This window comes from Burkholderia sp. BCC0398, assembly GCF_902833245.1.
GTDB lineage: Bacteria > Pseudomonadota > Gammaproteobacteria > Burkholderiales > Burkholderiaceae > Burkholderia > Burkholderia sola.
This window is the reverse complement of record NZ_CADFEM010000002.1, coordinates 187,636-201,757: the sequence shown is the minus strand read 5'-3', so window position 1 is coordinate 201,757 and position 14,122 is coordinate 187,636. Positions and strand designations below refer to the sequence as shown.

Below are 14,122 nucleotides of genomic sequence, written 5' to 3'. Positions count from 1 at the left end.
GGCCGGCGGGCGTCGCCGGCAGGGCGGAAACGCGTAATTGGGGCGCGCGAGCCGCTATGATGACGGGATGCGCGGCCTGGCCGGCGTCGTTCGTTCGGACGACGTGAAAGCCGCTATTGTACTTGCCTTGCGAAGCACCCAGACGATCCGATGCCTGTGTCACCACGCCGTTCCCCCGCTGCCGTTGCCGATTCCGCCGATCCGTTCGACGCGGACGATGCCGCCACGCCCGCGCCGGCCGCATCGGGCCCCGGCGCGCGCCGCACCGGCCCGAAGCGCGGCGCCGACGGCCGGCTCGCGCAGCCCGCGGCCGCCGCGCCCGACGCCGACGGCGCCGCCGCGAGCGACGAAGCCGGCGCGGCCGGTGCGAAGCGCAAGAAAAAGGCAGTCGCCGACAAGCCCGTGAAAACCGCCGACAAGCTCGCGAAGCTCGGCCTCACGCGTTCGATCGATCTCGTGCTGCACCTGCCGATGCGCTACGAGGACGAGACCACGCTCACGCCGATCGGCGAGTTGCTGCCGGGCGGCATCGCGCAGACCGAAGGTGTCGTGTTCGACAACGAGGTCGCGTATCGGCCGCGCCGCCAGCTCGTCGTGAAGATCCAGGACGACGACGGCGAGCAGCTCGTGCTGCGCTTCCTGAATTTCTACGGGTCGCAGGTCAAGCAGATGGCCGTCGGCCAGCGGCTGCGCGTGCGCGGCGACGTGCGCGGCGGCTTCTTCGGGATGGAAATGGTGCATCCGGCCGTGCGCGTCGTCGAAGCCGACGCACCGCTGCCGCAGGTGCTCACGCCCGTCTATCCGAGTACGGCCGGCGTGTCGCAGGCGTATCTGCGCAAGGCGATCGAGAACGCGGTCGAACGCACGCCGCTGCCCGAACTGCTGCCGCCCGAGATCCAGCGCGATTACCTGAAGCCGCTCGACGTGCCGTCGCTCGAGCAGGCCGTGCGCATCCTGCACCACCCGCGCGTCGATTCGGACGAAGCCGCGCTGATGGACGGCTCGCATCCTGCGTGGACGCGCATCAAGTTCGAGGAGCTGCTCGCGCAGCAGCTGTCGCTGAAGCGGGCGCACGAGGAGCGCCGCACGCGCGCCGCGCCCGCGATGCCGCGCCGCACCGCGACCGATGCCGACGCACTGACCACGCGCTTTTACGCGGCGCTGCCGTTCACGCTGACGGGCGCGCAGGCGCGCGTCGTCGACGAGATCGCGCACGACCTCACGCTCGCGCACCCGATGCAGCGGCTGCTGCAGGGCGACGTCGGCAGCGGCAAGACGGTCGTCGCGGCGCTGGCCGCCACGCAGGCGATCGACGCCGGCTACCAGGCCGCGCTGATGGCCCCGACCGAAATCCTCGCGGAACAGCACGCGCGCAAGCTGCGCGCATGGCTCGAGCCGCTCGGCGTCACGGTGGCGTGGCTCGCGGGCAGCCTGAAAGCGAAGGAGAAACGCGCGGCGATCGAGGCGGCCGCGCTCGGCACCGCGCAGCTCGTGATCGGCACGCACGCGATCATCCAGGACACGGTCGAATTCGCGCGGCTCGGCCTCGTGATCGTCGACGAGCAGCACCGCTTCGGCGTCGAGCAGCGTCTCGCGCTGCGCGCGAAGGCCGCGAATGCGGCCAACGGCGCGCGCGACTTCCAGCCGCACCAGCTGATGATGTCGGCCACGCCGATTCCGCGCACGCTCGCGATGACGTACTACGCGGATCTCGAGGTGTCGACGATCGACGAGCTGCCGCCGGGTCGCACGCCGGTGCTGACGCGGCTGGTGGGCGACGCGCGGCGCGACGAGGTGATCGCCCGCGTGCGCGAGGCCGCGCTGACCGGGCGCCAGGTGTACTGGGTGTGCCCGCTGATCGAGGAGAGCGAGACGCTGCAACTGCAGACGGCCGTCGAAACCTACGAGACGCTGGCCGCGGCGCTGCCCGAGTTGAAGGTCGGCCTCGTGCATGGCCGGCTGTCGCCGGCCGACAAGGCGGCCGTGATGGACGCGTTCACGCGCAACGAAGTGCAGCTGCTGGTCGCGACGACCGTGATCGAGGTCGGCGTCGACGTGCCGAACGCGTCGCTGATGGTCATCGAGCACGCCGAGCGTTTCGGCCTCGCGCAGCTGCACCAGTTGCGCGGCCGCGTCGGGCGCGGCACCGCGGCGTCGGTGTGCGTGCTGCTGTACACCGGGCCGCTGTCGATCGCGGGCCGCGAGCGGTTGAAGACGATGCGCGAGACGACCGACGGCTTCGAGATCGCGCGGCGCGACCTCGAAATCCGCGGCCCCGGCGAATTCCTCGGCGCGCGCCAGTCGGGCGCGGCGATGCTGCGCTTCGCGAACCTCGAGACCGACGGCTGGCTGATCGATCCGGCCCGCGAGGCCGCCGCGCGGCTGATTGCCGCGTATCCGGAGGTCGTCACCCAGCATCTCGCGCGCTGGCTCGGCGCGCGCGAGCAGTACCTGAAAGCCTGATCGACCGGCCCTGGGGCCGGATCGAAAGCCGCCACTCGACGCATCGCGATGCAGAGAAACTTGGCGAACCGGTGCCAACCGGTGTATAAATTAAACCTATCGCCTGTATATCCCTGATTGACCCACAATGACCCTGACTGAATTGAAGTACATCGTCGCGGTCGCGCGCGAGCGGCATTTCGGTCGCGCGGCCGAAGCGTGCTTCGTGAGCCAGCCGACGCTGTCGGTGGCGATCAAGAAGCTCGAAGACGAGCTCAACGTGCAGATTTTCGAGCGCGGCGCGAGCGAAGTGAGCGTGACGCCGATCGGCGACCAGATCGTCACCCAGGCGCAGCGCGTGCTCGAGCAGACCTTCGCGATCAAGGAGATCGCGAAGCAGGGCAAGGACCCGCTCGTCGGCCCGTTCCGCCTCGGCGTGATCTACACGATCGGGCCGTACCTGCTGCCGACGCTCGTCAAGCAGATGATCCAGCGTGTTCCGCAGATGCCGCTGATGCTGCAGGAGAACTACACGCTGAAGCTGCTCGAACTGCTGAAGCAGGGCGAGATCGACGCCGCGATCATGGCGCTGCCGTTCCCCGAAACCGGCCTGATGGTGCGGCCGTTGTACGACGAGCCGTTCGTCGTCGCGCTGCCGGCCGGCCATCCGTGGGAGAAGCGCGACGAAATCGACGCCGAGGACCTGAAGCAGGAAACCATGCTGCTGCTCGGCAACGGCCACTGCTTCCGCGATCACGTGCTCGGCGTGTGCCCGGAACTGATGCGCTTCTCGCAGACGGCCGACGGCATCCAGAAGACCTTCGAGGGCTCGTCGCTCGAAACCATTCGCCACATGGTCGCGAGCGGCGTCGGCATCACCGTGCTGCCGCGGATGTCGGTCGCCGAGGTCGGCCCGCGCGCGAACGGGCCCGACGCCGAGCTGTTGTCGTACGTGCCGTTCAACGAACCGGTGCCCGACCGCCGCGTGGTGCTCGTGTGGCGCAAGAGCTTCACACGGATGCCCGCGATCGACGCGATCAGCGACGCGATCGCCGCGTGCGAGTTGCCGGGTGTCGCGAAGCTCGACATGCCGGCCACGATGAACTGACGCGTTGGCGCAGGCGTGTGTGGCAGCGTGATGAACGGGGTCGTGCGACCCCGTTTATTTTTCCCTATCGCATAGATGAAATTTATCAAATTCAAATAATTGATAGATATAGATAGAATCCTCTCCATGGATCGGCGTCGCGCCGACGTTCGGGATGCAGGTTGAATGCAAGCGTCAAAGGAGGATGTCATGATGCGGTCGGTATTGCAGCACGCGCAGCGGAACACCCCGTCGCGCGACACGGTCGTACATCGCGCCAGGGCGGCGGTTCGCAGCCTGCGCCCGATTGCGTTCGCATACCTGGCGGACCGTGTGTATGGCGGATGAGTGCCGCCGCACGCCGGTCCTGTGTTCCCCCGATTCACCCGCCGTCGAGCCATGAGGAAGCATTGCATGTCCGATACCCGACAAGCCGGCCGCCTCGCCGGCACGACGCGTGCCGGCAGCCCCTTCCGCGCGCGCCCCGCCTGCGGCGCGTGGCAACGGGAATGCGTGTCGCAGGCCGCGCGCGACATCCCGTAGTACGACAGGAGGAACCGCCTGTTCCGTTTCATCCCCCCGCAATGCTCCACGAACCGCGCCCGGCACGTGGGGGCCTACGAGCAAGACAAGGAGAAAAAGCATGTCGAACGAAACGAAGTGCCCGTTCAACCACACCGCAGGCAGCGGCACGACGAACAAGGACTGGTGGCCGAATCAGCTGAACCTCAACGTCCTGCATCGGCATTCGGCGCTATCCGATCCGATGGACCCCGATTTCGACTACGCGGAAGCGTTCAAGACGCTCGATCTCGCCGCGGTGAAGCAGGACCTGCACGCGCTGATGACGACGTCGCAGGACTGGTGGCCGGCCGACTTCGGCCACTACGGCGGCCTGTTCGTGCGCATGGCATGGCATAGCGCCGGCACGTACCGCACGGCCGACGGCCGCGGCGGCGCGGGCGGCGGGCAGCAGCGCTTCGCGCCGCTCAACAGCTGGCCGGACAACGTGAGCCTCGACAAGGCGCGCCGCCTGCTGTGGCCGATCAAGCAGAAGTACGGCCGCAACATCTCGTGGGCCGACCTGCTGATCCTGACCGGCAACGTCGCGCTCGAATCGATGGGCTTCAAGACGTTCGGCTATGCGGGCGGCCGCGCCGACACGTGGGAACCGGACGACGTCTACTGGGGTTCGGAAAAGATCTGGCTGGAACTGAGCGGCGGCCCGAACAGCCGCTACACGGGCAAGCGCGAGCTCGAAAACCCGCTCGCCGCGGTGCAGATGGGCCTGATCTACGTGAACCCGGAAGGCCCGGACGGCAACCCGGACCCGGTCGCCGCCGCGCACGACATCCGCGAGACGTTCGCGCGGATGGCGATGAACGACGAGGAAACGGTCGCGCTGATCGCGGGCGGCCACACGTTCGGCAAGACGCACGGCGCCGGCCCGGCGTCGAACGTCGGCCCCGAGCCGGAAGCCGCGGGCATCGAGCAGCAGGGCCTCGGCTGGAAGAGCACGTTCGGCACGGGCAAGGGTAAGGACACGATCACGAGCGGCCTCGAAGTCACGTGGACGTCGACGCCGACGCAGTGGAGCAACGACTTCTTCAAGCACCTGTTCAGCTACGAGTGGGAGCTCACGAAGAGCCCGGCCGGCGCGCACCAGTGGGTCGCGAAGGATGCCGGCGAAGTGATTCCCGATGCGTACGACGCGTCGAAGAAGCATCGTCCGACGATGCTGACGACCGACCTGTCGCTGCGTTTCGACCCGGCCTACGAAAAGATCTCGCGCCGCTTCTACGAGAATCCGGCCGAATTCGCCGACGCGTTCGCACGCGCGTGGTTCAAGCTCACGCACCGCGACATGGGCCCGCGTTCCCGTTACCTCGGCCCGGACGTGCCGGCGGAACACCTGCTGTGGCAGGACCCGGTCCCGGCCGTCGATCACCCGCTGATCGACGCCGCCGACGTCGCCGCGCTGAAGGCGAAGGTGCTGGCCACGGGCCTGTCCGTGTCGCAGCTCGTGTCGACCGCATGGGCGTCGGCGGCGACGTTCCGCGGCTCGGACAAGCGCGGCGGCGCGAACGGTGCGCGCATCCGCCTCGCGCCGCAGAAGGACTGGGAAGTGAACCAGCCGGCGGCGCTCGCGGCGGTGCTCGAAACGCTCGAAGGCGTGCAGAAGGCGTTCAACGATGCGCAGACGGGCGGCAAGAAGGTGTCGCTGGCCGACCTGATCGTGCTGGCCGGTGCGGCCGGCGTCGAGCAGGCGGCGAAGCACGCCGGTGTCGCGATTACGGTGCCGTTCGCACCGGGCCGCACGGATGCGTCGCAGGAAGAAACCGACGTCGAAGCGATGGCCGTGCTCGAGCCGGTGGCGGACGGGTTCCGCAACTACCTGAAGCATGCGTACAAGACGCCGGCCGAGGCGCTGCTGGTCGACAAGGCCCAGTTGCTGACGCTGAGCGCGCCGGAGATGACGGTGCTCGTCGGCGGCCTGCGCGTGCTCGGCGCGAATGCCGGCGGCGCGAAGCATGGCGTGTTCACCGATCGTCCGGAAACGCTGACGAACGACTTCTTCGTGAACCTGCTCGACATGGGCACGGAATGGAAGCCGGTATCGGCAGCGAACGACGTGTTCGAAGGGCGCGACCGCGCGACGGGTGCGGTCAAGTGGACGGGCACGCGCGTCGACCTGATCTTCGGCTCGCACTCGCAGTTGCGCGCGCTGGCCGAGGTGTACGGCAGCGCGGATGCGAAGGAGAAGTTCGCGCGGGATTTCGTGGCGGCCTGGAACAAGGTGATGAACCTCGACCGCTTCGACCTCGCATGAACCCGGCCGCGTGCTGATGCAGTCACGCAGTCATGCAGCAACGTGAAACGGCCGGTCCAGCGACCGGCCGTTTCTTCTCTGAACGATGTCTTGTCAAAGGAGTGACGACCATGACGCAAATGATGCTCAACGTGCGCGCGGCCGCGTCGCCCATTCTGCGCTCGCCGGCGGAGCTGGCGCGCTACGGGGTCGGCTTCGCGATCGTCGTCGGCGGGGCGGCGGAGCTGGCCGCGCAGGCGCTGCATGCGCTCGCGTAGTGCGACGCCCGATTCGCGACGCTAGAATGGCGAGTCGCGAACGCATGCCGCGCGACACGGCATGCGGATTGCTCGACGCATTTTCGCCGGTTCAACATGTCGAATGAGGAGTCCCGAAGATGGCCAAGAAAGGCAACGCCACGCAGATCAACATCGGTATCAGCGACAAGGACCGCAAGAACATCGCGGACGGCCTGTCGCGCCTGCTCGCCGATACGTTTTCGCTGTACCTGAAGACCCACAATTTCCACTGGAACGTGACCGGACCGATGTTCAACACGCTGCACCTGATGTTCGAGGAGCAGTACAACGAACTGTGGCTCGCGGTCGATTCCGTCGCCGAGCGCATTCGCACGCTGGGCGTCGTCGCGCCCGGCACGTTCGGCGAATTCGCGAAACTGTCGTCGGTGCCGGAAGCGAAGGGCGTGCCGGCCGCCGAGGACATGATTCGCCAGCTCGTCGAAGGGCACGAGGCGGTCGTGCGCACCGCGCGCGACATCTTCCCGATCGCCGACGCGGCGAGCGACGAGCCGACCGCCGATCTGCTCACGCAGCGCCTGCAGACGCATGAAAAGACCGCATGGATGCTGCGGTCGCTGCTTGCATAAGCCCGGCGCGGCCGGGGCGGCAGGCTGGCCCAATCCGGGGCGGCCTGGAATCTGGCCCCTGAATGATGCGCACAGCGGCACGGCCGCGCGCAGCGGGCCGCGGCGGCCAGCCGGCCCGCCACGACCGCCGGCCGCGGGTCGCGCCGACATGACGCGGAGCACCGGTCGGCTCTAAAATGCCGGGATTCTCTTCCCGGTGCTTCGCCATGCTTGCCCGCTTTCCCCTGTATCTGCGGCTCGTCCGGATGGACAAGCCGATCGGCAGCCTGCTGCTGCTGTGGCCGACGCTCAACGCGCTGTGGATCGCGTCGGACGGCCACCCGCGCTGGTCGCTGCTCGTGATCTTCACGCTCGGCACGCTGCTGATGCGCTCGGCCGGCTGCGCGATGAACGACTACGCCGACCGCGATTTCGATCGCCACGTGAAGCGCACGGCCGACCGGCCGCTGACGTCGGGCAAGATCCGCGCATGGGAAGCCGTCGCGATCGCGGTCGGGCTGTCGTTCATCGCGTTCCTGCTGATCCTGCCGCTCAATACGCTGACCAAGGAATTGTCGGTCGTCGCGTTGTTCGTCGCCGGCTCCTACCCGTTCATGAAGCGCTTCTTCGCGATTCCGCAGGCGTATCTCGGCATCGCGTTCGGCTTCGGCATCCCGATGGCGTTCGCGGCCGTGCAGGACACGGTGCCGATGCTGGCGTGGGTGATGCTGGTCGCGAACATCTTCTGGTCGGTCGCGTACGACACTGAATATGCGATGGTCGATCGCGACGACGACATCAAGATCGGCATCCGCACGTCCGCGCTGACGTTCGGCCGTTTCGACGTCGCGGCCGTGATGGCGTGCTACGCGGCGACGCTCGGCATCTACGTGTGGATCGGCGTGACGCTCGGCTTCGGCCTCGCGTACTGGGCGGGCTGGGCGGCGGCGGTCGGTTGCGCGCTGTATCACTACACGCTGATCAAGGATCGCGAACGGATGCCGTGCTTCGCGGCGTTCCGCCACAACAACTGGCTCGGCGGCGTGCTGTTCGCCGGCATCGCCGTGCATTACCTGCTGGCCGGCAACTGACCGACACTGCGCGCGTCTTTTCGCGCGGTGCCAACGAAAAAGCGACCCGACGGTCGCTTTTTTTACGTCCGGCGCCGGCCAAACCGGTGCCGCTGTCGCGCTTACGCGCGGCCGAGCTCGTCGCCCATTTCCTTCGCCCGCGCTTCGGCCGCGAGCGCGCCGCGCACGATCGCTTCCTTCACGCCCTGCGCGTCGAACGCCGCGAGCGCGGCGGCGGTCGTGCCGCCCTTCGACGTCACGCGTTCGCGCAGCACGCTCGCCGGTTCGCCCGATTGCGCGGCGAGCTGCGCGGCGCCCGTGAACGTCGCGACCGCGAGCGCGCGGCCCTGCTCGTCGTTCATGCCGAGACGGCGCGCGGCTTCCTGCAGCGCTTCGATGAAATAGAACACGTACGCGGGGCCGCTGCCCGAAATCGCGGTGACCGCGTCGAGCCGCGCTTCGTCGTCGAACCACACGATCTCGCCGACCGCGCCGAGCACGTTCGACGCGAGTTCGCGGCCGGCCGCGTCGACGCCCGGCAGCGCGGCCAGGCCCGTCACGCCCATGCCGACCAGCGCGGGCGTGTTCGGCATCGTGCGCACGACGCGCGCGTAGCCGCCGAGCCAGCGGGCGAGATCCGCGCCGCGGATGCCGGCCGCGATGCTGATCACGAGCTGCGACTTCAGGTGCGGCGCGAGCGCCTGCGCGACGTCGTGCAGCACCTGCGGCTTCACCGCGAGCACGATCGCGTCGTAGTCGGCGAGCGTCGCGTCGACGGCCGCGCCGGTACGGATGCCGAACTGCTGCGCGGCGCGCGCGCGGACGTCCTCGTTGACGTCGATGGCGTACAGGCCGTCCGCGGCGACGCCGCGCTTGATCAGGCCGCCGATCAGGGCCGCGGCCATGTTGCCGCCGCCGATGAATGCGATTTTCATGATGTCGGGAATGAGCGAGTGAGTGGACGGAAAGGCGGAAAAGAGCGCGGCGCTCAGTGCGCGTAATCGCGCGCGCCGAAGATCGCGGTGCCGACGCGCACGATCGTCGCGCCTTCGAGCACCGCAGCGTCGAGATCGGCGGACATGCCCATCGACAGCGTGTCGAGCGGCAGGCCGTCGGCGCGCAACGCGTCGAACAACGCGCGCAGCGCGCGATGCGGCGCGCGTTGCGCGTCGGTGTCGCCGGCCGGTTCGGGAATCGCCATCAGGCCGCGCAGCCGCAGCGACGGCAGCGCGGCGACCGCACGTGCGACCTCGGCCACGTCGGCCGGCGCGACGCCGCTCTTCGACGCCTCGCCGCTGATGTTCACCTGCACGCACACGTTCAGCGGCGGCAGATGCGCGGGGCGCTGTTCCGACAGGCGCTGCGCGATCTTCAGCCGGTCGACCGAATGGACCCAGTCGAAGCGCTCGGCGACGGCGCGCGTCTTGTTCGATTGCAGCGGCCCGATGAAATGCCATTCGAGGCTCGCGCGCAAGTCGGCGAGCGCGTCGATCTTGTCGATCGATTCCTGCACGTAGTTTTCGCCGAACGCACGCTGCCCGGCCGCATGCGCGGCGCGCACGTCGTCGGCCGGAAACGTCTTCGACACGGCGAGCAGCGAGACGGTGGCGGGATCGCGGCCGGCCGTGCGGGCGGCGTCGGCGATGCGGCGGTGAACGGAGTCGAGACGGGCGGCGAGATCGGACATGACGGGCACGGAAGCAGGCACGGAGGCGGCACGGAAGCGGACATGAAGCTGATGCGCCGCGACACGCGGCGCATCGATCCGCTCATTATACGGACGCCGCGCGCCCGCCCGTTATCGGCGTGAACAGCCTCTAGCCGTACAGCAAATGCTCGACGAGCTGGACCCAATGAGCGACCGGCACCTGCGTGCCGCTCTGCAGATGCGCGATGCAGCCGATGTTGCCGGACACGATCATCTGCGGTTCGAGCGCCTGCAGCTTCAGCAGCTTCTGCTTGCGCAACCGGTACGACAGCGACGGCTGCGTCAGCGAGTAGGTGCCGGCCGAGCCGCAGCACAGGTGGCTGTCGGCCGGCAGCCGCACGTCGATGCCGAGCGTCTCCAGCAGGCGCTCGACCTTGCCGCGCGACTGCTGGCCGTGCTGCAGCGTGCACGGCGGGTGGTACGCGACCGTATGGATCGCGCGGCGCCGCGCGATCGTCGCGAGTTCGGCCTCGAACGCGAGCAGCACGTCGGAGATGTCGCGCGTCAGCGACACGATGCGCTGCGCCTTTTCCGCGTAGGCCGGATCGTCGCGCAGCAGGTGCGCGTATTCGAGCACCGTCGCGCCGCAGCCCGACGCGTTCATCACGATCGTCTCGACGCCCTGTTCGACGTGCGGCCACCACGCGTCGATGTTGCGGCGTGCGTCGTCGAGCGCTTCGTCGTGATAGTTCAGGTGCAGGCGGATCGCGCCGCAGCAGCCCGCGTCGGGCGCGACGACCGTCTCGATGCCGAGCGCGTCGAGCACGCGCGCGGTCGCGATGTTGATGTTCGGCAGCATCGACGGCTGCACGCAGCCGCCGAGCATCAGCATCTTGCGCGTATGCGTGCGATGCGGCCATTCGAGCAGCCGCGTGCGCGGCGGCACCTTGTCGCGCAGCCGCTTCGGCAGCAGCGGCCGCACGTGCTGGCCGAGCCGCATCACCGGCGAGAACAGCGCGGCGTTCGGCACGACGCTCGCGAGTACGCGGCGCATCAGCCGCTGCTGCGCCGGGCGCACCACCTGCGCCTCGACGTGCTTGCGGCCGATCTCGACGAGCCGGCCGTACTGGACGCCGGACGGGCAGGTCGTCTCGCAGCTGCGGCACGTGAGGCAGCGGTCGAGGTGCTGTTGCGTGCTGCGCGTGACGGCCGCGCCTTCGACCATCTGCTTGATCAGGTAGATGCGGCCGCGCGGGCCGTCGAGTTCGTCGCCGAGCAGTTGATAGGTCGGGCAGGTCGCGGTGCAGAACCCGCAGTGCACGCACTTGCGCAGGATCGCGTCGGCCTCGTCGCCGTCGGGCGTGTTGCGGATGAAATCGGCGAGATTCGTTTGCATCGATCCCTCAGAGATCAGGGTACAGCCGGCCGCGATTGAAGATGCGCGCGGGATCGAACGCGCTTTTCAGCCCGCGGTGGATCTTCATCATCGGCGCGGGCAGCGGCGTGAACACGCCCGCGCTGCGGTCGTAGGTATCGCCCGCGCGGAACAGCGTCGCATGGCCGCCGGCCTGCTTCGCGCTCATGCGCACGGTCTGCGCGTCGGCGTCGGTGATCCACCAGCGCTGCGCGCCGCCCCATTCCATCAACTGGGTGCCGGGCAGGTGCATCGGTTCGGTGATCGACGGCAGCGACAGGCGCCACAGCGCGTAGCCGGGCGGGATGCCGTTGAAGAACGGGTCGGTGTGCTCGCGCAGGCCGGCCCAGAAGCGCTCGGCCTCGACCGCGTCGACGACTTCGCCGCCGAGCAGCGTTTTCGCGGATTTGACGGCGGCTTCCGCGCCCGACAGGCGCAGCACGAGCGTGCCGTTGCGCCACGCGCTCGCGCTGACCGGCAACGGATGACCGCCCCATTCGTTGAGCTTGCGCACCGCGTCGGTCGCGGTCATCTCGAACTTCAGCGTGACCTCGGCGACAGGCATCGGCAGTACCTTGATCGACAGGTCGAGCATCAGCCCGAGCGTGCCGAGCGCGCCGGCCATCAGCCGCGACACGTCGTAGCCGGCGACGTTCTTCACGACCTGCCCGCCGAAGCGCAGCATGTCGCCGCGGCCGTTCATCAGCGTGACGCCGAGCACGAAATCGCGCGGTGCGCCGCAGGTGGCGCGGCGCGGGCCCGCGAGGCCGGCCGCGACGCAGCCGCCGACGGTGGCCGCGCGGCCGAAATGCGGCGGCTCGAACGGCAGCATCTGGCCGCACTCGGCGAGGACGGTTTCAAGCTGCGCGAGCGGCGTGCCCGCGCGGACCGTGACGACGAGCTCGGCCGGGTCGTACGACACGATGCCCTGAAACGCGCGCGTGTCGAGTATTTCGCCGTCGAGCGCCTGGCCGTACCAGTCCTTGGTGCCGCCGCCGCGAATCCGCAGCGGCCGGCCGTCGGCACTGGCCGCGCGAACGCGCTCGGCCCATCCGGCGACGATGTCGTCCTCTTCCATGTTCTGTTGCTGCCTCGACTTGTTGTTCGGTCGATTGTACCGGGGTGGCGCGATTCCACATCGCGACTATCCCTAAGCCCCGTCTCGCGTGCGGCATGCCGGCGCCGGCGCGCGACCGCGCCGCGCGGGCGCGACCGCGCCGCGCGGGCGCGGCAGAGCCCCGCACCGCGGCCGCCGGTGCGGAGCCGCGACCCGTGCGCCGTTCAGAAACGCGGCAGGTCGGGGTGCGGCAGCAGCCCGCCGCGCACGTGCTGGCGACCGTATTCGGCGCAGCGCGCGCGGGTCGGGATGCCCTTGTCCGGGTTCAGCAGCCCGGCCGGATCGAATGCGCGCTTGACCGCGAAGAACGCATCGCGCTCCTGCGGCGAGAACTGCACGCACATCGAATTGAGTTTTTCGATGCCGACGCCGTGCTCGCCCGTCACGCTGCCGCCGAATTCCACGCAGCATTCGAGGATTTCCGCGCCGAACTGCTCGGCGCGGTGCAGCTCGTCCGGATCGTTCGCGTTGTACAGGATCAGCGGATGCATGTTGCCGTCGCCCGCATGGAACACGTTGATGCAACGCAGCCCGTAGCGCGTTTCGAGTTGCTCGATGCGCGCGAGCAGCGGGCCGATCGCGCGGCGCGGCACGGTGCCGTCCATGCAGTAATAGTCGGCGGAAATGCGGCCGGCGGCCGGGAACGCGTTCTTGCGGCCCGACCAGTAGCGCAGCCGCTCGTGTTCGTTGCGCGACACCTGGATGCGCGTCGCGCCGTGTTCGCGCAGCACGGCGGTCATCCGCACGATCTCCTCGGCGACTTCTTCCGGCGTGCCGTCCGATTCGCACAGCAGGATCGCCTTCGCGTCGAGGTCGTAGCCCGCGTGCGTGAACGCCTCGACGGCTTGCGTGGCCGGCTTGTCCATCATCTCGAGCCCGGCCGGGATGATGCCCGACGCGATGATCGCCGCTACCGCCTCGCCGCCCTTGACGACGTCGTCGAAGCTCGCCATCACGAGCTGCGCGGTCTGCGGCTTCGGGATCAGCCGCACCGTGACCTCGGTGACGATCGCGAACATCCCTTCGCTGCCGATCATCACCGCGAGCAGGTCGAGGCCTGGCATGTCGAGCGCGAGCGAGCCGAATTCGACGACCTCGCCGTCGATCGTCACCGCGCGCACGCGCATCACGTTGTGCACGGTCAGCCCGTATTTCAGGCAGTGGACGCCGCCCGAGTTTTCCGCGACGTTGCCGCCGATCGTGCACGCGATCTGCGACGACGGATCGGGCGCGTAATACAGGCCGTACGGCGCGGCCGCTTCCGAGATCGCGAGGTTGCGCACGCCGGGCTGCACGGTCGCGGTGCGGGCGTACGGGTCGACTTCGACGATGCGCGTGAAGCGCGCGAGCGACAGCACGACGCCGAGCGCGATCGGCAGCGCGCCGCCCGACAGGCTCGTACCGGCGCCGCGCGGCACGATCGGCACTTCCATGCGGCGGCAGATCTGCACGATCCGCTGCACCTGCGATTCCGTCTCGGGCAACGCGACCGCGAGCGGCAGCCGGCGGTAGGCGGACAGGCCGTCGCATTCGTACGGCGCCGTGTCCTCGTCGCGGTACAGCAGGCAGTGCGTCGGCAGCACGGCCATCAGCGCCTGCACGACTTCGCGCTGGCGCTGCGCGCGTGCGGCGCTCGACAGTTCGACGGGAGCGTTCATGAGGTCTCCAGC

The 14,122-nt window shown here is 68.9% G+C and carries 12 protein-coding genes; 7 read left to right on the top strand and 5 right to left on the bottom strand.

The features are described 5' to 3' along the window. The first annotated feature begins 150 nt into the window (after positions 1-150). The 7 genes from recG to ubiA all read left to right on the top strand — a co-directional run bounded on the left by recG (position 151) and on the right by ubiA (position 8,294). Complete coding sequence (recG, locus tag HWX76_RS04760) at positions 151-2,463, top strand: ATP-dependent DNA helicase RecG (RefSeq protein WP_050011789.1); 2,313 nt, start codon at positions 151-153, stop codon at positions 2,461-2,463. Between the two features lie 127 nt (positions 2,464-2,590). Further along, on the top strand, positions 2,591-3,550 hold the full coding sequence (locus HWX76_RS04755; RefSeq protein WP_006476864.1) for a LysR substrate-binding domain-containing protein: 960 nt from the start codon (positions 2,591-2,593) through the stop codon (positions 3,548-3,550). Positions 3,551-3,943: 393 nt separating this feature from the next. After that, the gene (locus HWX76_RS36920) at positions 3,944-4,072 is read left to right on the top strand and encodes a hypothetical protein (protein WP_260432681.1); all 129 of its coding nucleotides are present in this window, start codon (positions 3,944-3,946) and stop codon (positions 4,070-4,072) included. Positions 4,073-4,172: 100 nt separating this feature from the next. Further along, a complete protein-coding gene (gene katG / locus HWX76_RS04750) occupies positions 4,173-6,359 on the top strand; it encodes a catalase/peroxidase HPI (RefSeq protein ID WP_176015566.1) in 2,187 nt (728 codons plus the stop codon). A 110-nt stretch (positions 6,360-6,469) separates the two neighbouring features. Then, entirely contained in the window at positions 6,470-6,616 is a 147-nt protein-coding gene (locus tag HWX76_RS04745; RefSeq protein ID WP_162838113.1) for a hypothetical protein, read from the top strand. A 119-nt stretch (positions 6,617-6,735) separates the two neighbouring features. Continuing rightward, a complete protein-coding gene (dpsA, locus tag HWX76_RS04740) occupies positions 6,736-7,224 on the top strand; it encodes a non-specific DNA-binding protein DpsA (protein WP_050011787.1) in 489 nt (162 codons plus the stop codon). Positions 7,225-7,430: 206 nt separating this feature from the next. Beyond that, on the top strand, positions 7,431-8,294 hold the full coding sequence (ubiA, locus tag HWX76_RS04735; RefSeq protein WP_176015565.1) for a 4-hydroxybenzoate octaprenyltransferase: 864 nt from the start codon (positions 7,431-7,433) through the stop codon (positions 8,292-8,294). Between the two features lie 101 nt (positions 8,295-8,395). Here the strand turns inward: ubiA and proC are convergent, their stop codons facing one another. The 5 genes from proC to HWX76_RS04710 form a co-directional block, all read right to left on the bottom strand. Continuing rightward, complete coding sequence (gene proC / locus HWX76_RS04730; RefSeq protein ID WP_176015564.1) at positions 8,396-9,208, bottom strand: pyrroline-5-carboxylate reductase; 813 nt, start codon at positions 9,206-9,208, stop codon at positions 8,396-8,398. A 53-nt stretch (positions 9,209-9,261) separates the two neighbouring features. Beyond that, entirely contained in the window at positions 9,262-9,960 is a 699-nt protein-coding gene (locus HWX76_RS04725) for a YggS family pyridoxal phosphate-dependent enzyme (RefSeq protein WP_176015563.1), read from the bottom strand. Between the two features lie 130 nt (positions 9,961-10,090). Then, positions 10,091-11,317, bottom strand: coding sequence for a glycolate oxidase subunit GlcF (gene glcF, locus HWX76_RS04720; protein ID WP_124593874.1), 1,227 nt, complete (start codon positions 11,315-11,317; stop codon positions 10,091-10,093). Between the two features lie 7 nt (positions 11,318-11,324). Continuing rightward, entirely contained in the window at positions 11,325-12,413 is a 1,089-nt protein-coding gene (gene glcE, locus HWX76_RS04715) for a glycolate oxidase subunit GlcE (RefSeq protein ID WP_050011783.1), read from the bottom strand. Between the two features lie 203 nt (positions 12,414-12,616). Next, a complete protein-coding gene (locus tag HWX76_RS04710) occupies positions 12,617-14,110 on the bottom strand; it encodes an FAD-linked oxidase C-terminal domain-containing protein (RefSeq protein WP_050011782.1) in 1,494 nt (497 codons plus the stop codon). Positions 14,111-14,122: the final 12 nt, after the last annotated feature.

Excerpts from the sequence above, each read along its gene's own strand:
- recG (WP_050011789.1), top strand. The coding sequence starts at position 151 with ATGCCTGTGTCACCACGCCGTTCCCCCGCTGCCGTTGCCGATTCCGCC.
- HWX76_RS04755 (WP_006476864.1), top strand. The coding sequence starts at position 2,591 with ATGACCCTGACTGAATTGAAGTACATCGTCGCGGTCGCGCGCGAGCGG.
- HWX76_RS36920 (WP_260432681.1), top strand. The coding sequence starts at position 3,944 with ATGTCCGATACCCGACAAGCCGGCCGCCTCGCCGGCACGACGCGTGCC.
- katG (WP_176015566.1), top strand. The coding sequence starts at position 4,173 with ATGTCGAACGAAACGAAGTGCCCGTTCAACCACACCGCAGGCAGCGGC.
- HWX76_RS04745 (WP_162838113.1), top strand. The coding sequence starts at position 6,470 with ATGACGCAAATGATGCTCAACGTGCGCGCGGCCGCGTCGCCCATTCTG.
- dpsA (WP_050011787.1), top strand. The coding sequence starts at position 6,736 with ATGGCCAAGAAAGGCAACGCCACGCAGATCAACATCGGTATCAGCGAC.
- ubiA (WP_176015565.1), top strand. The coding sequence starts at position 7,431 with ATGCTTGCCCGCTTTCCCCTGTATCTGCGGCTCGTCCGGATGGACAAG.
- proC (WP_176015564.1), bottom strand. The coding sequence starts at position 9,208 with ATGAAAATCGCATTCATCGGCGGCGGCAACATGGCCGCGGCCCTGATC.
- HWX76_RS04725 (WP_176015563.1), bottom strand. The coding sequence starts at position 9,960 with ATGTCCGATCTCGCCGCCCGTCTCGACTCCGTTCACCGCCGCATCGCC.
- glcF (WP_124593874.1), bottom strand. The coding sequence starts at position 11,317 with ATGCAAACGAATCTCGCCGATTTCATCCGCAACACGCCCGACGGCGAC.
- glcE (WP_050011783.1), bottom strand. The coding sequence starts at position 12,413 with ATGGAAGAGGACGACATCGTCGCCGGATGGGCCGAGCGCGTTCGCGCG.
- HWX76_RS04710 (WP_050011782.1), bottom strand. The coding sequence starts at position 14,110 with ATGAACGCTCCCGTCGAACTGTCGAGCGCCGCACGCGCGCAGCGCCAG.